At 71.5% G+C, this 17112-nt stretch carries 18 protein-coding genes; 10 read left to right on the forward strand and 8 right to left on the reverse strand.

Features of this window, described 5'->3' with window-relative positions; genetic code table 11:
* Positions 1–16 precede the first annotated feature (16 nt).
* Positions 17–1477, reverse strand: coding sequence for a PLP-dependent aminotransferase family protein (locus tag KLI87_RS04820; RefSeq protein ID WP_250903480.1), 1461 nt, complete (start codon positions 1475–1477; stop codon positions 17–19).
* Between the two features lie 81 nt (positions 1478–1558).
* Between KLI87_RS04820 and KLI87_RS04825 the strand changes: the two genes are divergently transcribed.
* The 5 genes from KLI87_RS04825 to KLI87_RS04845 all read left to right on the forward strand — a co-directional run bounded on the left by KLI87_RS04825 (position 1559) and on the right by KLI87_RS04845 (position 8384).
* On the forward strand, positions 1559–3067 hold the full coding sequence (locus tag KLI87_RS04825) for a DUF885 family protein (protein WP_214615967.1): 1509 nt from the start codon (positions 1559–1561) through the stop codon (positions 3065–3067).
* A 305-nt stretch (positions 3068–3372) separates the two neighbouring features.
* Positions 3373–5055: an AMP-binding protein gene (locus KLI87_RS04830; protein ID WP_214615968.1), complete on the forward strand. Its 1683-nt coding sequence runs from the start codon at positions 3373–3375 to the stop codon at positions 5053–5055.
* Positions 5052–6695: an AMP-binding protein gene (locus tag KLI87_RS04835; RefSeq protein WP_214615969.1), complete on the forward strand. Its 1644-nt coding sequence runs from the start codon at positions 5052–5054 to the stop codon at positions 6693–6695. The genes KLI87_RS04830 and KLI87_RS04835 overlap by 4 nt, the downstream gene beginning before the upstream one ends.
* Before the next feature lie 221 nt (positions 6696–6916).
* On the forward strand, positions 6917–7384 hold the full coding sequence (locus KLI87_RS04840; protein WP_173390633.1) for a peptidase inhibitor family I36 protein: 468 nt from the start codon (positions 6917–6919) through the stop codon (positions 7382–7384).
* 136 nt (positions 7385–7520) lie between these two features.
* Positions 7521–8384: a helix-turn-helix transcriptional regulator gene (locus KLI87_RS04845; RefSeq protein ID WP_250903481.1), complete on the forward strand. Its 864-nt coding sequence runs from the start codon at positions 7521–7523 to the stop codon at positions 8382–8384.
* On the opposite strand, the gene KLI87_RS04850 is transcribed toward KLI87_RS04845, so the two are convergent.
* A complete protein-coding gene (locus KLI87_RS04850) occupies positions 8330–9763 on the reverse strand; it encodes an MFS transporter (protein WP_214615970.1) in 1434 nt (477 codons plus the stop codon). The genes KLI87_RS04845 and KLI87_RS04850 overlap by 55 nt on opposite strands.
* Before the next feature lie 317 nt (positions 9764–10080).
* On the opposite strand from KLI87_RS04850, the gene KLI87_RS04855 reads away from it, so the two are divergent.
* Positions 10081–10710, forward strand: coding sequence for a TetR/AcrR family transcriptional regulator (locus tag KLI87_RS04855; protein ID WP_156214649.1), 630 nt, complete (start codon positions 10081–10083; stop codon positions 10708–10710).
* Here the strand turns inward: KLI87_RS04855 and KLI87_RS04860 are convergent.
* Genes KLI87_RS04860 through KLI87_RS04870 form a run of 3 tightly spaced genes read right to left on the reverse strand, consistent with a single transcriptional unit; the run spans position 10699 to position 11884 of the window.
* Positions 10699–10893 carry a DUF397 domain-containing protein gene (locus KLI87_RS04860; protein ID WP_214615971.1) on the reverse strand — a complete coding sequence of 65 codons (195 nt, stop codon included), beginning with the start codon at positions 10891–10893 and terminating at the stop codon, positions 10699–10701. The two genes, KLI87_RS04855 and KLI87_RS04860, sit on opposite strands and share 12 nt — an antisense overlap.
* Before the next feature lie 14 nt (positions 10894–10907).
* The gene (locus KLI87_RS04865; protein ID WP_214615972.1) at positions 10908–11093 is read right to left on the reverse strand and encodes a DUF397 domain-containing protein; all 186 of its coding nucleotides are present in this window, start codon (positions 11091–11093) and stop codon (positions 10908–10910) included.
* On the reverse strand, positions 11084–11884 hold the full coding sequence (locus KLI87_RS04870) for a helix-turn-helix transcriptional regulator (RefSeq protein WP_214615973.1): 801 nt from the start codon (positions 11882–11884) through the stop codon (positions 11084–11086). Before KLI87_RS04870 ends, KLI87_RS04865 begins: the two co-directional genes overlap by 10 nt.
* Before the next feature lie 167 nt (positions 11885–12051).
* Between KLI87_RS04870 and KLI87_RS04875 the strand changes: the two genes are divergently transcribed.
* From KLI87_RS04875 to KLI87_RS04885, 3 genes are all read left to right on the forward strand, one after another.
* Positions 12052–12474, forward strand: a complete 423-nt coding sequence (locus KLI87_RS04875) for an ATP-binding protein (protein ID WP_214615974.1) — start codon at positions 12052–12054, stop codon at positions 12472–12474.
* The gene (locus KLI87_RS04880; protein ID WP_173390631.1) at positions 12435–12803 is read left to right on the forward strand and encodes a hypothetical protein; all 369 of its coding nucleotides are present in this window, start codon (positions 12435–12437) and stop codon (positions 12801–12803) included. The genes KLI87_RS04875 and KLI87_RS04880 overlap by 40 nt, the downstream gene beginning before the upstream one ends.
* A 127-nt stretch (positions 12804–12930) precedes the next feature.
* Positions 12931–13722 (forward strand): polysaccharide deacetylase family protein, encoded by a 792-nt coding sequence (locus KLI87_RS04885; protein WP_308165847.1) that lies wholly within the window; start codon positions 12931–12933, stop codon positions 13720–13722.
* On the opposite strand, the gene KLI87_RS40880 is transcribed toward KLI87_RS04885, so the two are convergent.
* Positions 13709–15175 carry an aminotransferase class I/II-fold pyridoxal phosphate-dependent enzyme gene (locus KLI87_RS40880; protein WP_214615975.1) on the reverse strand — a complete coding sequence of 489 codons (1467 nt, stop codon included), beginning with the start codon at positions 15173–15175 and terminating at the stop codon, positions 13709–13711. The two genes, KLI87_RS04885 and KLI87_RS40880, sit on opposite strands and share 14 nt — an antisense overlap.
* Before the next feature lie 257 nt (positions 15176–15432).
* On the opposite strand from KLI87_RS40880, the gene KLI87_RS04895 reads away from it, so the two are divergent.
* Complete coding sequence (locus tag KLI87_RS04895; protein ID WP_214615976.1) at positions 15433–16209, forward strand: MgtC/SapB family protein; 777 nt, start codon at positions 15433–15435, stop codon at positions 16207–16209.
* Positions 16210–16226: 17 nt separating this feature from the next.
* Here the strand turns inward: KLI87_RS04895 and KLI87_RS04900 are convergent, their stop codons facing one another.
* Both KLI87_RS04900 and KLI87_RS04905 read right to left on the reverse strand, forming a co-directional pair.
* Complete coding sequence (locus KLI87_RS04900; RefSeq protein ID WP_214615977.1) at positions 16227–16427, reverse strand: hypothetical protein; 201 nt, start codon at positions 16425–16427, stop codon at positions 16227–16229.
* Between the two features lie 27 nt (positions 16428–16454).
* Positions 16455–17006 carry a hemerythrin domain-containing protein gene (locus KLI87_RS04905; RefSeq protein WP_214615978.1) on the reverse strand — a complete coding sequence of 184 codons (552 nt, stop codon included), beginning with the start codon at positions 17004–17006 and terminating at the stop codon, positions 16455–16457.
* Positions 17007–17112: the final 106 nt, after the last annotated feature.

Raw genomic sequence — 17112 nt, forward strand, 5'->3', positions numbered from 1 at the left:
CGCCGGAACTCATCGGTCAGAGGATCAGAGAAGGGCGGGCGGCGGAGCGCTGGAGTTCCGTCCAGGCGCCGCTCAGGCGGTTGACCAGCTCGGTCAGGGTCTCGGTGGGGAAGGTGAACGGCAGGCGGATGTGGTCGTCGTGGTGCCCGCCGGGGTCCATGGCGGCGCCGGGGACGATCTCCACGCCGTGGCGCAGGGCGACGTGGGCGAAGGAGCGGGCGTCGATCCCGGGGAGTTCGATCCACAGCGCGGCACCGCCCTGGGGCGGCGTCCAGCGCCAGGTGGGGAAGCGTTCCCTGAGCAGGCCGGTCAGGTGGTCCAGGCGCCGGCGCGCGGTCGCCGAGCGGCGTGCCTCCAGTTCGGGCAGGCGCGGCAGGAACCGGGCGGCGAGGGCCTGGTCCAGGACGGGGCTGCCGAGGTCGGCGAGGGCCTTGTGCCGGGCCAGGCGCTCGGTCGTCTCGGCGGACGCGCGGATCCACCCGATGCGCAGCCCGCCCCACACCGCCTTGGCGAGCGAACCGGCGGTGAGGATCTCCGCGCCGGGCCGCCCGTAGGCGGCGATCGGCGGCGGGACCTCGCCGGTGAGCCCGGTGTAGGCGTTGTCCTCCAGGACGGGGACGCCGTGCCGCTCGGCGAGCCGGGCGATCCGCGACCGGCGCGCCGCCGACATCAGCACGCCGGTCGGGTTGTGGTAGGTCGGCATGACGAACAGCAGCGACGGCCGCCGCCCGGTGAAGGCGCGCTCGATCTCGTCCGCGCGGGCGCCCTCCTCGTCCAGCCGGACGCCGTGCAACCGGGCACCGGCCGCGCGGAACACATCGAAACACCCCGGCCAGCCCGGCGACTCCACGACCACGTCGGACCGTTCCCGGAGGTGCATGCGCGTCACGAGACCGATGGCCTGGGACGCCCCGGCCGTCACCAGCACCTGGTCGGGCGCCGTGGGCAGGCCGAGCCCGGTGAGGTGCGCGGCGATCGCCTCGCGCAGCGCCGGGAGGCCGCGCGGGTGGTACCCGGCGTCGGCGGTCAGGTGCGGCAGATCGTCGCGGACGAGGTCGAGCAGCGCCTGGCGCAGGTCGGGCACCGGCCCCTCGATGGCGTGGGCCAGCGAGATGACCTCGCCGGGGCCGTCCACGAAGCGCTGGAAGATCGACGTCGCGCGGCCGCCGGGGACGCGCCCGTCGGTGCCGGGCGGCGGGCCGGGCGGCCCCGCGGCGACCCGCGTCCCCGACCCGCGCAGGCTCGCGACCAGGCCCCGGGCGCGCAGCTCGTCGTAGGCGGCGGTGACGGTGGCGCGGCTGATGACGAGCGTCCGGGCCAGGTCGCGTTCGGACGGCAGCCGCTCGCCCGCGCCCAGCGCGCCGGACGTGATGGCGCCCGCCACGGCGGTGACGAGGCGCCGGTAGAGCGGCCCGGCGGCGGTGGCCCAGTCGCCGAGGATCTCGATCAGCTCGTCGGCGCTGCGATAACGGTCCAATTCCCGTCCCAATGGCTCGGGTGGCCTGCGATGTGGACTGCAACGCTAGCGCCGGAAGCACCGGACGAAAAGGGGGCCGAAATGCGGAAGACCGGCGATGAACGGCTACGGGCGATCTGCGACCTGAGCGTGGCGACCGTCCGGGAGGAGGCCGGACGGCACGAATACGACGGCGCCGTCCAGGACCTGTCACCCGAGGGCGTTGAGCACGGCCTGAAGAGGCTCGGCGGGGCCGTGTACACAGACCCGCACGACGAGGCCCAGGCAGCGGCGGCGGAGAACGCACTGTGCGTGACATTCGGGGAACTGGCACAACACCGCGCGAACCCGATCTGGCACATCAAGAACCTCGACCTGGCCTGCTACGACCGCGCCTACGCACCCGAGGAGGAACGCCGCGAAGCCCGCCTGACCCACCTGGCCGCCTGGCCGGACGCGGTGGACGCGGCGCTGCGGGCCCTGGACCGGGTACCCGCCCCCATAGCGGCGGCCACCCTCCCCGCCGCACGCGGCCTGGCCCACTACCTGCACGAGGCACCGGACGCCGCCCGGAAAGCCCACGCGCGGTTCGTCGCCCACCTGGAAGGCGCGGCCGAACACGGCGACCCGTCGGCGGCCCTGGGCGGCACCGCCCTGACCCGCATGATCTCCTCGGCCGAGGCATGCGAGATCGACCTGGACGACCTGGCGTCCCAAGCCGAGGCGGAACGCGCCCGCGTGCGGGCCCTGCTGAGGGACGCCTGCCACCGGATAGACCCCCACGCCCCGCTGCCGGAGACGATGCGGCACCTCCTCTCCGACCACCCGCCCGCGAGCGCCCTCGTCGACGAGGCCCGCGCGGTCACGGAGGAGGCGGTGGCCTGGACCTCGGCGAGCGGGCTGGTCCCCTACACCGACGGCGAATGCCTGGTGGGCGAGGTGCCGCCGTCCCAACCCTGGGAGGTGGCCACGATGACGCCCGCCGCCCCCTACGAGCCCGACGGCCCGAGCTGGTTCCGCGTGAACCTCCCGGCCCCCGACGCGCCCGAAGGCGAACAGGACGCATGGCTGTCGATCTTCAGCTACACGACGCTGCCGAACATCGCCGTCCACGAGGTCGCGCCAGGGCACTTCTCGCATGCGCGGGCCCTCCGGCACGCCTCCACCGACGTCCGCCGCACGCTGCACTCGCAGGCGTTCACCGAAGGCTGGGCGCACTACTGCGAGGAACTCGCCGTCGAGGAAGGGTTCCGCGACCACGACGCCCGCCACGCCGTGGGCGCCTACCGCGACGCGCTCTGGCGCGTCACCCGCCTGGCGACGACGATCGGCCTGCACACCGGAACGATGACCGTCGCCGAGGCCGAGCACCGCTTCACCGAGGACGCCTTCCTGGACGGCCCGGCCGCCCGCACCGCCGCGCACCGCACGCTCATCGACCCCGTCTCCGGTTACTGCTACACCGGCGGCAAACTGGCCATCCGCCAGCTCCGCGACCAGGCGGAACACCGCTGGGGGGCGGCCTTCACCCTGCGCCGCTTCCACACGGCACTGCTGGCCCTGGGGGCCCCGCCCCTGGGCCTGCTGCCCACGGTCCTGGACAGGGGCTGAGATTTTGACCAAGACCTACCCCGCCACCCCCGTTCGGGGGTGGCGTAGGTCACGTCACCGGACCACGATCGGGGAGGTAACGAGCACGCGAACACAAGCCACCGAACGCACCAACCCCAGCCGATGCCCAGCCGATCAACAACCTGAAGCGCTGCGATCGCGTCCGAAGGCAGGTTCGAGCTTGCGAGAACCTGATCGCGGAGCGAGCCGCCAGGCGAGTTCGGAGCGATGCCAGCGATCGCCGCTTTGCCCGTTGAAGGAAGGCGCTCCGCGCCTGACGCCAAGGGCAAAGAAAGGAAACACCCATGCCTGCAGTCGAGTTCCGGGCGGCGCGCGACTTCCTGCTCGCGCATCGCGATGACTACGCGACGGCGTACGAGAAGTTCCGCTGGCCGGTGCTGACCGGTTTCAACTGGGCGCTGGACTGGTTCGACGCGATCGCGGAGGACAATGACGCCCCGGCGCTGTGGATCGTCGAGGAGGACGGTTCGGAGGCGCGGTTCTCGTTCGCGGACATGGCGCGGCGGTCGAACCAGGTGGCGAACCGGCTGCGGGCGGCGGGCGTGCGGCGGGGCGACCGGATCATCCTCATGCTCGGCAACCAGGTGGAGTTGTGGGAGACGGTCCTGGCGGCGATGAAGCTGGGCGCGGTGCTGATCCCGTGCACGCCGCTGCTCGGCCCGGCCGACCTCCAGGACAGGCTGACGCGGGGGCGTGCCCGGCATGTGGTGGCGGGTTCGTCCGACGCCGGGAAGTTCGACGGGCTGGAGGGCGACTTCACGCGGATCGCCGTCGGGGATCCGGTGGAGGGCTGGCTGCGGTACGCGGACGCCTACGACGGGCCGGAGAAGTTCTCGCCGTACGGGCTGACGATGTCGCGGGACACGTTCCTGCTCTATTTCACGTCCGGGACGACGGCGAAGCCGAAACTGGTGGAGCACACCCACGCCACATATCCGGGCGGGCATCTGTCGACGATGTACTGGATCGGGCTGCGGCCCGGTGACGTCCATCTGAACATCTCCTCGCCGGGGTGGGCGAAGCACGCGTGGAGCAATGTGTTCGCGCCGTGGAACGCCGAGGCGTGCGTGTTCATCTTCAACTACACGCGGTTCGACGCCGACCGCCTGCTGGACACGATGAGCCGCTGCGGGGTGAGCAGTTTCTGCGCGCCGCCGACCGTGTGGCGCATGCTGATCCAGGCGGATCTCGGCCGCCTCGCCGCGCCGCCCCGCGAGGTCGTCGCGGCGGGCGAGCCGCTCAACCCGGAGGTCATCGAGCGGGTCCGGGACGCCTGGGGCCGGACGATCCGGGACGGGTACGGGCAGACCGAGACGACCGTCCAGATCGCGAACACGCCGGGGCAGCCGGTGCGGCCGGGCTCGATGGGACGGCCCGTCCCGGGGTACCGGATCGCGCTGGTCGACCCGGTCACCGGCGTGGCGGGCGACGAGGGCGAGATCTGCCTCGACCTGGAGGACCGTCCGCTCGGGCTGATGGTCGGCTACCACGGTGACGAGGCGCGCACCGACGAGGCGATGGCAGACGGCTACTACCACACCGGCGACATCGGCTCCCGGGACGAGGACGGATACATCACCTATGTCGGGCGGTCCGACGACGTGTTCAAGGCGTCCGACTACAAGATCTCGCCGTTCGAGCTGGAGAGCGTGCTGATCGAGCACGACGCCGTCGCGGAGGCGGCGGTGGTCCCCTCGCCCGACCCGGTGCGCGCCGCCGTCCCGAAGGCGTACGTGACGCTCGCGGCGGGCTGGGAGCCGACCGCCGAGACCGCGAGATCGATCTTCGAGCACAGCCGGGCGCAGCTCTCGCCGTACAAGCGGGTGCGGCTGCTGGAGTTCGGCGACCTGCCGAAGACGATCTCCGGGAAGATCCGCCGGGTCGAGCTGCGGACGAGCGAGATCGCCAAGCATCCGGGCGCGGACGACCGTCCGGAGGGCGAGTTCCGGGAGGAGGACCTGCGATGACACCCCCGCACCCCCCGCGCCCCTCCTACGCCTCGGGCACCTCCGCCGTGCCGCTGCTCGGCGACACCATCGGCGAGAACCTGGCCCGGACGGTCGCCTCCCACGCCGACCGCGACGCCGTCGTCGAGCGCGCGACGGGCCGGCGCTGGACCTACGACCAGTTCTCCGCCGACGTGGACGCGGTCGCGCTCGGCCTGCGCGGCCTGGGCGTCGGCAAGGGCGACCGGGTCGGGATCTGGGCGCCGAACTGCGCCGAGTGGATGCTCGTGCAGTACGCGACGGCGCGGCTCGGCGCGATCCTGGTGAACATCAACCCGGCCTACCGCGTCCACGAGCTGGAGTTCGTCCTCAACCAGTCGGGCGTCCGGACGCTCGTCGCGGCGCCCGCGTTCAAGACCTCCGACTACGCGGCGATGATCGAGGAGGTCGGGCCGCGCTGCGCGGCGCTCACCGACGTGCTGCTGCTCGGCTCGGACGCGTGGGAGGCGCTGCTGGAGACGGGCCGCGCGGCCGACCGGACCGTCCTCACGGCGATCGGCGCGGAGCTGAGCCCCGACGACCCGATCAACATCCAGTACACGTCCGGGACGACGGGCTTCCCCAAGGGCGCGACGCTCTCGCACCACAACATCCTGAACAACGGCTTCTTCGTCGGCGAGCTGTGCGGCTACGACGAGGAGGACCGGATCTGCGTCCCGGTCCCCTTCTACCACTGCTTCGGCATGGTGATGTGCAACCTCGCGGCGACCAGCCACGGCGCGTGCGTGGTCATCCCCGCGCCCGCGTTCGAGGCGAAGGCGACGCTGGAGGCGGCCGCGGCGGAGCGCTGCACGTCGCTGTACGGCGTGCCGACGATGTTCATCGCGATGCTGGACGAGCCGTCCGCGGGCACGCTGGACCTGTCCTGCCTGCGCACCGGGATCATGGCCGGGTCGCCGTGCCCGGTCGAGGTGATGAAGCAGGTCATCGACCGGCTCGGGATGGCCGAGGTCACGATCTGCTACGGGATGACCGAGACCTCGCCGGTGTCCACCCAGACCCGCGCGGGCGACTCGCTCGACCGCCGCGTCTCCACGGTCGGGACCGTCCACCCGCACCTGGAGGTCAAGGTCGTCGACCCGGTGACCGGCGTGACCGTGCCGCGCGGCACGCCGGGCGAGTTCTGCACGCGCGGCTACTCGGTGATGCTCGGCTACTGGGACGAACCGGACCGCACCGCCGAGGTCGTCGACGCGGCCCGCTGGATGCGCACCGGCGACCTCGCGGTGATGGACGAGGACGGCTACCTGGGCATCACCGGCCGGATCAAGGACATGGTGATCCGCGGCGGGGAGAACGTGTACCCGCGCGAGGTCGAGGAGTTCCTCTACACCCACCCCGACATCCTGGACGCGCAGGTCATCGGCGTCCCGGACGAGAAGTACGGGGAGGAGCTGATGGCCTGGGTGCGGCTGCGCGAGGGCGCCCCCGAGCTGACCGCCGACGCGCTGCGCGAGTTCTGCCGCGGCCGGCTGGCGCACTTCAAGATCCCCCGCTACGTCCACGTCGTGGACGCGTTCCCGATGACGGTCACCGGAAAGATCCGCAAGGTGCAGATGCGCGCGGAGGCCGTCGACATCCTCGGCCTGGACGGCACCTGAGCCGCACCGCCGACGCTCCCCTGTTCCCATCGAGCAAGGTTTATATTTCAAATTAAGCAGCATTCGCGCAGGTAGGCGGTTAATACCGCGCCTCCTCCCATTCGATGTCACGTTATTGGTCTTTCGGTCGTCCCATTGTCCGAGGACCAAGATCATCCTTCGGGGTGCTCGGGTCCGATCCGCGGCCTCGGCACCGGGGCCATCGACATCGGAGGAGAAAGTTGAACAAGCGTAGGATCGCGGTCGCGATCGGCTCCCTGGCCCTGGCCGCCCCTCTCACGGCGACCGCCCCCGCCCTCGCGGACTCCCCGGACTCCGGGTTCGGTCCGGCCGGGACCCGCGTGGTCGACGGGGTCGCGGTGACGGTGTCGGCCGCGGGCAGCGCCGAGGCCCGCAAGCCGTCCTGCAAGGCCAAGGCCGTGTGCTTCTGGACCAAGTACGGCCACCAGGGGACCAAGGCGACCGTGGCCCCCAAGAGCGGCGCCAAGTGCACCAATCTGCCCGGAAGCGTCAACGACAAGGCCAAGTCGATGGTCGTCGGCTCCAAGATGGGCGGTGTCGGGCTGTGGCAGCACAAGGGCTGCCGCGGCGTCCGCTCGAACCAGACCTGGGTCGCGGGTGCGGCTCCGTACCAGCTCATCCAGTACGGCGGCGACGGCAAGCACATCGGCTGGAGCGCCTTCCGGTAAACGGCGGGCGTGCGCCGGGCCGCCTGACCAGGGCGGCCCGGCGTCCCGGGGTCCCGGCCGGGCACAAAGGTCGCCCCGAGGTTTTCTCCGCGGATGACCTTCCGTGACCGGCATCGTCCGGGGCATGCTTCGGTGCATGGACACGCCGATGCCGAGGGGCGCCGCGAAGAGCGACGACGCCGGTGCGGTCAGGTCGGCGGTGCTGACCCTGCACCGGACCACCGGGCTGCCCGTCGTGTTCGGCGGCGCGCTCAGCGGACGCGGCAGCCTGCGCATCTCCGAGCTCGTCGGCAACACGACCGACTCCCTCGACGGGCTGGTGGTGCGGGAGGGCAGCGGGCTCGGCGGCAAGGCGATGGCGCTGGGCCGCCCCGCGTGGGTGAGCAACTACCCGTGCGCCGCGTCCATCAGCCACGACTACGACGCGCCGGTCGGACGCGAGGGGCTGCTGTCGATCGTCGCGGTCCCGGTGGTGGTGCGCCGCAGGGTCCGGGGCGTGCTGTACGGGGCGCTGCGCGAACCGCTGTCGCTCGCCGACCGTGTCGTGGGCGCGGCGATGGAGGTGGCCCGCGACCTGGAGCAGGACCTCGCCGTCCGGGACCGGGCGGGCGAGACGCTGGCCCGTGCCCGCCGCGCACCCGGCATCGACCGGGGGGCCGCCCGCTGGGAGGAGGTGAGGGCCGTCCACGCCGAGCTGCGCGCCCTCGCCGAACAGGTACAGGACGGGCCGACCCGCGACCGGCTGCGCGCGGCGACGCTGCGCCTGGCCGCCGCCGGGCTGGACGGCCAGGACACCGCGGTGCGGGCGACGCTCTCCCCCCGCGAACTGGACGTCCTGTCCTATGTGGCGGTCGGCTGCACCAACGCCGAGGCCGCCGAACGCCTCGGCCTGCTCCCCGAGACCGTGAAGAGCTACCTGCGCTCGGCGATGCGCAAGCTCGACAGTCACTCCAGGCTGGAGGCGGTGACGGCGGCGCGGCGGGCCGGGCTGCTGCCCTGATCGTCCGCGCGGGCGGCGCGTCCGCCGAGGAGCGCGGCCCCGCACGCGGCGAGCGCGGTGATACCGAAGGCGGTCATCACCACGGTGAACGCGTGCCGGGGACCGGACACACCGAGGTAGAGCGTCCCGAAGACCGCGAGCCCCGCCGACCCCGCGAGCTGGAAGTTCGTGTTGATCAGGCCGCTGAGATCGGGCGCGAGCCGGGCCGGGACGCCGGAGGTCAGCCGTCCGAGCTGCGGCGCGAAACCGAGGCCGAGCCCGAACCCGCCGAACCCGAGCAGCACGACCAGCGCGGCACCGTCCGCGTGCGTGAGCCCGATGGTGAAGTACGCGGCGGCGAGGACCAGATACCCGGCGATCGGCCCCAGCGCGACGACGCGGGCGGGCATGCGCGGCAGCAACGGCCCCGCGACCCCGAACGCCGCGACCCACGACACCAGCACGAGCCCCGAGAACAGGGCGCTGCGGCCCAGCCCGTCCTGGACGTAGAGGGCGAGCACGAACAGCATCGCGTAGTAGGTGCCGGTCGCCGCGCCGAGCGCCCCGAGCGTCCACGCGACGACGGGCCTGGCCAGCACGGACAGGTTGAGCAGCGGGGCCCCGCCCCGCGCCGCGACCCGCCGCTGCCGCCGGACGAACGCCACCAGCACCGGCCCGGACGCGGCGAGCGAGACCCACGTCCACGGCGGCCACCCGGCCTCGCGTCCGAACAGCAGGGGAACGACCGCGAACAGCACCGCCCCCGACAGCAGCGCGACCCCGCCGAGGTCGAGCCGGGTGCGACCGCCACCGGGATCCCGGGGCAGCAGCCGCACACCCGCCGCCAGCAGGACGATCCCCACCGGCACGTTCACCAGGAAGATCGGCCGCCAGCCGAGCCCGAACAGGTCGGCGGACACCAGCACGCCGCCGAGCACCTGCCCCGCGACCGCTCCGCCCGACAGCGCGACGGCCAGCAGCCCCTGCGCCCGAGCCCTGGCGCGTCCGGTGAAGTGGAGCTGGATCCCCGACAGCACCTGCGGGATCATCAACGCGCCCGCCACCCCCTGCGCGAGCCGCGCGGCCACCAGCGCACCGGTGACCGGGGCGAGCCCGCAGGCGAGCGACGCGACGACGAACGCCGCGAGCCCGAGCAGGAACATCCGCCGATGCCCCCGCGCCTCACCGAGCCGCGCCCCGGTGATCAGCAGCATGGCGTAGGCGAGCGTGTAGCCGGAGATCACCAGTTCGAGCGCCCCGGCGGACGGCCGCAGCCCCTCCTGGATCGAGGGCGCGGCGACGTTCACGATGGACACATCGACGTTGACCATGAACTGCCCGGTCAGCAGCACGGCCAGCATCCCCGCCCGGCGGACGGGCGGCGTGGGGGGAGCGGTCATGCGGGGAACAACCCCGGCCGCCGCCGCGAGGTTGCGGCGGACGGCGGGTGCTCCGGTAATCGGCCCGGCGACGGGGTCAGCACTCGCGCGGCGGGCGCGCCATCCAGAACAGATCGGCCCCCGTGGCGCACTGCCTGGTCGGAACGGTCACCACGAGCCGGCTGCGCCGGGCCATGATCGCTCGGCCGCCCCTCCCCGTTTCCGGGCAGGAGGCGTCCGCCCCCGATCATGCAGACAGAACCGTAACACCTGCGAACAAAAATGTTCGTGATGTTGGAATTGTTCTCGTGGGACGTCCCGGTTGGTAGCTTTGGCACATGGACTCCCAGGGCCGCGGCTCCCTGCCGCGCGGGCGTCACCACCTCACCCGCGAACAGGTCTGCGCGTCCCAGCGGACGCGCCTGCTCCACGGCATGACCGACGCCGTCGGCGAGAAGGGCTACGCGCGGACATCCGTCGCCGACGTCCTGAAACGCGCGCACGTGTCCCGCGAGACGTTCTACGAGCACTTCGCCGACAAGCACGCGTGCTTCATCTCGGCCTACCAGATGGCCGCCGACCGCATCGGCGTCCTCGTCCACGAGGCCCTGGTCACGGGCGACGCGCCACTGATGCAGCGCTTCGAGCGCGCCCTGGTCGCCTACCTCGGAGAACTCTCCCTGGACGCCGCGACCGCCCGCACCTTCCTCCTGGAGGTCTACGCGGCGGGCCCGAGCGTCGCGGCGCTACGCTACGGCGCCCAGCACCGTTTCGCCGAGACCATCGCGGGCCTGCTCCTGGAGGACGAGCGCTTCCGCACCCACCCCGACCCGCACCTGGCCGGCCGAATGCTGGTAGGCGGCGTGGCGTCCCTGGTCACCGGAAAGGTGGCCATGGGCGAACACGCCGCCCTCCCCGGCCTGTGCGCCCCGATCCTGGCGCACATCCGCGCCGTCCTAGACGCCTGACGCCCCTCTGACGACCTCGGCCAACCGCCGAAACCCATCACGACTCAGAAGAAGCCGAGGCCCGCCAGGATCCTTACTGTCCCGAACGGCAACACCGCTAGGCGCACCCGCCACCTCAACGCAGTCGCCGCCGTTGTTGGTGCTGCGACTGGCCTTACGCCAGGCCAGGTCCCTGAGTTCCACCCGACTTCTCCTCGCTAGAGGTTCTTGATCGCGTCCGCAAGCTCCCGGAAGTCCGCTCGCCTGAGGATCAGGTGGGGCCCCTGGGGGTCTTTGCTGTCCCGGACGGCAATGTGAGTAGGTGCGCTGGCCACCTCCACGCATGCCCCGCCGTTGTTGGTGCTGCGGCTGCTCTTGCGCCAAACGACTTCTTTCACGACCACTTCTCCTTAATCGTTGCACGAATTAGGTCTGTAGATTCCCGGACCGAATAGGCGCTGGCCCGGAGGGAGAGTAGCGACTCCGAAAGTTTTGCCACGTCCGCGACTCCGGCCATCGTCATCCCACGCAAGGCCGTCTCCACGTAAGCCACCTCGCTGCGATCTTCCATGGTCGCGAGGATGAACGAACCTGACAAGCCGTCATGCACCCGAGCCGGAACGAATTGGATCGCGAGGCGCTTGGAGGCGACCTGGATCAAGTGTTCTAGCTGTCCCTGCATGATCTCTGGGCTCCCTACCTCGCGGTACAGGATTCCTTCGTCCATCAGAACGGAGAGGACCGGGGGCGGCGGGTCTTCTCTCGTCAGGATACTCTGGCGACCGAGACGAGCCGCTACCGCCGACTCATTCCCCAGCAGCGAAGTCGCGTAATCCGGGGTCTGCAAGAGCCCGTGGATGACGGAGAGTTCGAACGCCTGGAGCATCCCGGCCGCCTGCTCAATGCCAGGCCAGTCGAACCAGGTGGGGTAGGCGGCGTTCTGAACGAGGTCTTCCCAGAGGCGGGTGATGCACCCCTGCGCGCCCACCTCCTTGTCGAGTTGCTCGGCGAAGTCCTTGGTGCAGCGGGTCTTGCCGGTTTCGATCTGGCCGATGTAGGAGCCGCTGACGGGGAAGCGCTCTCCTAGCCGATCTTGGCTGAGGCCGGTCCGCTCCCGGTAGAAGCGCACCTGGTTGCCGAACGCGATAAGTGTGGGGCTGATGGCCTGGGGGTTCCGGTGTGCCTTTCGACCCATGGTCCTGTCCTCTCGCAACCAGTCTGCGCCACCCAGCAAGTAATCGCGAGTACACCCCGACCCTGGCTGGCGTGATTACACAGATGAACCGGCCTTGTCACACAGAGTGTCGCTCATCCGCTTGGCTCATGTCAGCCGAACCAGCCACGTCCGGGAGGTTGTGCTCCATGGGACCAGCGGTGCTTATGCCGGAGATTCCGACGCTTGTACTGGAATCGACCGATCGTGCGCCCGGGTTCGCGCGGGCGTTCGTGTCGGCGCGGCTTCGTGAGTGGGGAATTTCGGACGACTACACGGCGCGGCTGGTGGTGACCGAACTGGTGGCGAACGCCTGGATGCATGGGGACGGGCCGATCGTCGTGCGGGTGATCCAAGACGAGGAGGCCGGCGCGGTCGTGATCGAGGTGTGGGACGGAGGAGAAGGGCGCCCCTTCGTCCGGCACGCCGACTGCGGCGACACGAACGGGCGCGGCCTGCTGCTGGTGTCGCGACTCGCGATCGCCTGGGGAATTCGACCATTGCTGGAGAGAGGGAAGATCACGTGGGTGAAATGCGCGGTCTCGGCGACCGAGCGGAGCGGTACGTCCTGAAATGGCGGACGAGGCTCGGCAAGGAGACGACGACGCAGCACTTGGACCTGCTCGTCGCCGCTCTGCTGCCGGGCGAGTGGCGGTTCGTGAAGTTCTACCGCTCGGACGTGCATCCGATGCCCATGCCGCTGCTGTGGATCTCGGGCGCCGAGGACATCGGGCTCGTCGTCACCGTCCTCGCGACGCCCGGCGGGACGTGGGGCTACTACGAGGCGCAACGGGGCAGGCACGGCTACCTGTTCCCCTGCGGAAACGCGGCCCAGGCGGGCATGCAGATCGACCGGCTGCTCAGGGACCGGATCAATCAGCGAAGGCCGCCCATCTACTAGCGACCATGCCCTTTGTCGAAAATCGGCGGGTTGGGTGGGGCGGGGGTCGGGGGCTGCTGGGGGCCGGGTAGGTTCTGGGGCATTCGGGCGGGTCTGTGGGGAGGCCATCGGGGTGTGGGTCCGGGTGGTGGCGGGCGTGGTCGCGCTTGTTCTGTTGCTGGGCGGGTGTCGGAAGCCGGTCGCCGAGGAGCCTTCGGGTGGCAGGGCGGGCGGTGGGGGCGGGGCCGCGCGGCCTGACTGGGGGAAATGGGGGCTCGACGCGTTGCGTCCGGCGCCCGTCCCGCCGGAAGATAAGCCGCTCAAGCTCGGCGGAAAAGGGCCCGTGAAGGTCTTCTCCACTGTGCCGACGAAGGACCGGGTCGTGTTCGTCACGATCGATGACGGGCAGGAGAAGGATCCGAAGTTCGTCGAGATGCTGAGGGATCTGCGGGTGCCCGTCTCGATGTTCCTCACCGACGGCAACGTGCGGGACGACTACGGGTACTTCAAGCCGCTCCAGGCGCTCGGGAACCATGTCCAGAACCACACGCTGACCCATCCGGTGATGCCCCATCTCGGGCCGGAGGGGCAGCGGCGGGAGATCTGCGGCGCCCAGAAGTCCCTGACCAGGGAGTACGGGACGGCGCCGAAGCTGTTCCGTCCGCCGTTCGGGATGTGGGGTTCGGCGACGCAGGAGGCCGCGCGCGAGTGCGGGATCCAGGGGATCGTGCTCTGGACGGCGTCCATGCAGATCCATGACATGCAGTACGACGACCCGAACAAGAAACTGCATAACGGTGATGTGCTACTTGCGCATTTCCGGGGACCGAAGCAGCTCAGGGGCGAGTCGATGACGAAGATGTTCGCCGAGATGCTGAAACGGATCCGGCGGCAGGGCTTCGCGGTCGCGCGGCTTGAGGACTACATCAGCTTTCGATGAGCACGCGGACGCTGTCGAGTTCGGGGTCCACGGCGTCCGGCAGCATCATTCCGGCGGCGACCCCGCTGCGCAGGTACCGCAGGACGGGCTTGGTGATCCGCTCCCCGGGCAGCACGGCCGGGATCCCCGGCGGATACGGCGTGATCATCTCGGCGGCGACGCGGCCCACGGCCTCCTCGGCGGGGACCTGCTCGGCTTCGCCGAAGAACGCGTCGCGGGGGAGGACGTCCAGGTCCAGGCGCAGTTCGTCGGGCGAGGGCACCTCGACCTGCGGGACGCCCTGGAGTGCGTCGACCTTGTCGTGGAGGTCGCGCAGGGCGGCGAGCAGCGGTTCCGTGGTGCTCTCGTCGTCGGCGAACGTGAGCTGGGCGCTGATCCGGCGGTGGTCGGCGAGGTGCAGGTTGACGCGGTGGTGCTCGCGGAGCCAGTCGGCGGCGCGATAGCCGGTGGTGCCGAGCGAGGCGATGTCGATCACGACGGGGAGCGGGTCGAGGTCGTGGGCGAGGCCGAGGCCGGTGAACTCGGCGGGGCCCTGGACGTCGAAACCGGGGATCGCGCCCAGCGCGGCGCGGACGGACGCGGCGAGGTCCAGCGTGTTCTGGAGCAGGTCGCGGCCGTGCTCGACCATCTGGCGGCGCCACCCGTCCAGGCCCGCGTAGATCAGGACGGACGGGCTGGTCGTCCCGAGCAGGTCCTCGCGCGACTTCAGGACCGCCGGGTCGACGAGCGAGCCCTGCTGGTGGAACACCGAGCCCTGTTCCAGCCCGGCGCCCATCTTGTGGACGCTCGTCACGCACACGTCGGCGCCCGCGTCCATGGCCCAGGACGGGAGGCCGGGGTGGAAGGGCAGGTGGGCGCCCCACGCCTCGTCCACGATCAGCGGTCTGCCGCGCCGGTGGCACTCCTCGGCGATGGCGAGGAGATCGGCGCACGTCCCGTAGGGGGTCGGGCTGGTGACCAGGGCGCCGCGCGCGTCGGGATGCTCGTCGAGGGCGGCCGCGAACGCGGCGGCGGACGGCGGGTGCGCGAGGTGGCGGTCGGCGTCCCACAGCGGCTCCACCCACACCGGGCGGACGCCGGACAGGATCAGGCCGGACACCACGGACTTGTGCGCGTCCCGTCCGACCAGCAGTTTCTCGCCCGGACCCGCGACCGACAGCATGGCGCTCTTCACCGAGAGCGAGCTCCCGCACGTGGAGAAGAAGGTGTGGTCGGCGTGGACCGCGTCGGCCATCAGTTCCTGGGCCCGCTCCAGGACCTTGTGGGTGGACATCCGGTCGTCCAGACCGGAGATGGCGAGGACGTCGGACAGGAACACCCCGTCGCCCAGCACCTCCCGGACGCGCGGGTCCGCGCCCCGGGCCTGCTTGTGGCCGGGCGGGGTGAACGGCACCTGCCCTTCCCGGTGGTAGGCGGCGAGCGCGTCCAGGACGGGGGCTTCCGAGTGGTCCATGGGCGACGCCTTCCCCGACGCCGGGCGATGTAACGCCCGCGTGTGGTGGCGGAGAGGGCAGTGGAGTGTGGCGCGGTGGGCGAATGGGGCGGTGGTGATCGGGTAGGCCGGTCGGAACGGTGCGAACCGGGACGGAGCGGTGTGCGGCGGTCGGAGAGCCGTCCGCTGGACGTGGTGTGGTCGGCGGTGAGGGGTCGTGGCCGTTCCGGGCACCGGCGGCGGCCTGCGCTCGGGCAGGTGGGGAGGAAGGGGGCCGGGTGTTGGAGTTGGCGCCGGGGCAGGGGTTCGCGCAGATCGGGGAGTTGCTGCTGGCCCTCGTGCTGTCGGCCGCGATCGGGTTGGAGCGCGGGCTGCGCAACAAGAGCGCGGGCCTGCGGACGCATACGCTCGTCGGGGTCGGCGCCGCGCTGTTCATGCTGGTCAGCAAGTACGGCTTCGATGACGTGCCGGGCGAGCACGTGTCGTTCGACCCGTCCCGGGTGGCGGCGCAGATCGTGTCCGGGATCGGGTTCATCGGCGGTGGGTTGATCTTCGTCCGGCGGGACGCGGTGCGGGGGCTGACGACGGCGGCCGTGGTGTGGGTGACGGCGGCGGTCGGGATGGCGGCGGGCGGCGGGCTGCCCGTGCTCGCGGTCGCGGTCACCGCCGGGCACTTCCTGGTCGTGTACGGGTTGAGCCGGCTGAGCAGGATGCTGCCGCTCGACCGGTTCCGTCCCGCCGAGACGGCGCGGCTCCGCCTCGTCTACCGGGACGGACGCGGCGCGCTGCGGCGGGCGCTCATGGAATGCACCCGGCGGGGGTTCGTGGTGTCCGCGCTCAACGTCGAACGCGAGTACCTCCCGGACGATTCGGACCGCGGCCGCGACGAGCGGCGGGATCGGCGCGAGCCGTCCGCGCGGCGGCCCGGAAACGCGGTGGTGACGCTCGTCCTGGAAGGCGCGGGATCGGTGCCGGAGCTCACGGCGGTGCTGGGCGAGCTTCCCGACATCGCCGGGGTGACGGTCGGCGCCGATCGCGACGACGACGGCGAGTAGCCGCCGCGCGCGGTGGGCTAAGGGACCTCGGTCTGCGGGGAGTAGCCGTCGTCCTCGCCGCCGGGGGCGTCGGCCTCGGCGTTCGCCGGGTCGGTCGGGCCGGGAGTGTGCTCCTCGGCGAAGTCCCCTTCGGCGTTCGGGTCCTCGGGCGCGGCACCGGCTTCGGCGCGGCGGTCGGCGAGCGGTTTGTCCTCGTCGTTTCTGCGTTCGTCGGGCATGTCCTCCCCTTCCGGCGTGCTCCGGGTTCAGTGGCGGGCCTTGGCGATGGCGTCGCGGGCGCGGTCGGCCACGGCGGCGAACGGACCGACCACGAGGTTCGCCGCGGGCGACTCGACCCCCTGGTGCGGATGCGTCGGCGCGATCGCCTCGGCGGCCCGGACCGTGGCGGCCATGCCGCGCAGCTGCTCGGGGGAGGCGTCCCGCGCCATGCGCGGGAACTCCTCGCGCTCCTCGCGGGCGGCGTGCGCTTCCAGGTCCTTGTGGAACGCGCTGAACTTCGCGGTGAACTCGTCCGAGTCGGGGTCGAGCTTCTCCAGCTCCGACAGCACGCCCTTGGCCTCGTTCTCCTCCTCCAGCCGCGCGTCGATCACCGCGCCGCCGTCGTCGAGGGCCCGCCGGGCGAACGGGTGGACGATCTCCTCCTCGGCGGTCTCGTGCACCGCGAGCAGGCGCCGCAGCCGGTCGAAGGCGTCCTTGCGGACCTGGCCGCTGTTGCCGTCCACGATCGAGGCCAGGCGGCGGATCTCGTCGTGCTGGGCGAGCAGCAGGTCGACGACGTTCTCGGAGTTCTCGGCCACGGTTCACACTCTCTCTCGGCTCGACTGCGTTCGGTGAGTGGCGGTACCCGACTGGCGCGCTTCAACCATCGGAGGGTGATCGGCGGCCGGATTCGGCGGCGAGGAA

The sequence above is a fragment of the Actinomadura sp. NEAU-AAG7 genome (assembly GCF_018603865.1).
Classification (GTDB): Bacteria; Actinomycetota; Actinomycetes; order Streptosporangiales; family Streptosporangiaceae; genus Spirillospora; species Spirillospora litoris.

Bases quoted from the DNA above. Each gene is read 5' to 3' on its own strand.
- KLI87_RS04875 (WP_214615974.1), top strand. From the start codon at position 12,052: ATGGGACCAGCGGTGCTTATGCCGGAGATTCCGACGCTTGTACTGGAA.
- KLI87_RS04855 (WP_156214649.1), top strand. From the start codon at position 10,081: ATGGACTCCCAGGGCCGCGGCTCCCTGCCGCGCGGGCGTCACCACCTC.
- KLI87_RS04900 (WP_214615977.1), bottom strand. From the start codon at position 16,427: ATGCCCGACGAACGCAGAAACGACGAGGACAAACCGCTCGCCGACCGC.
- KLI87_RS04880 (WP_173390631.1), top strand. From the start codon at position 12,435: ATGCGCGGTCTCGGCGACCGAGCGGAGCGGTACGTCCTGAAATGGCGG.
- KLI87_RS40880 (WP_214615975.1), bottom strand. From the start codon at position 15,175: ATGGACCACTCGGAAGCCCCCGTCCTGGACGCGCTCGCCGCCTACCAC.
- KLI87_RS04835 (WP_214615969.1), top strand. From the start codon at position 5,052: ATGACACCCCCGCACCCCCCGCGCCCCTCCTACGCCTCGGGCACCTCC.
- KLI87_RS04845 (WP_250903481.1), top strand. From the start codon at position 7,521: ATGGACACGCCGATGCCGAGGGGCGCCGCGAAGAGCGACGACGCCGGT.
- KLI87_RS04850 (WP_214615970.1), bottom strand. From the start codon at position 9,763: ATGACCGCTCCCCCCACGCCGCCCGTCCGCCGGGCGGGGATGCTGGCC.
- KLI87_RS04870 (WP_214615973.1), bottom strand. From the start codon at position 11,884: ATGGGTCGAAAGGCACACCGGAACCCCCAGGCCATCAGCCCCACACTT.
- KLI87_RS04825 (WP_214615967.1), top strand. From the start codon at position 1,559: ATGCGGAAGACCGGCGATGAACGGCTACGGGCGATCTGCGACCTGAGC.
- KLI87_RS04830 (WP_214615968.1), top strand. From the start codon at position 3,373: ATGCCTGCAGTCGAGTTCCGGGCGGCGCGCGACTTCCTGCTCGCGCAT.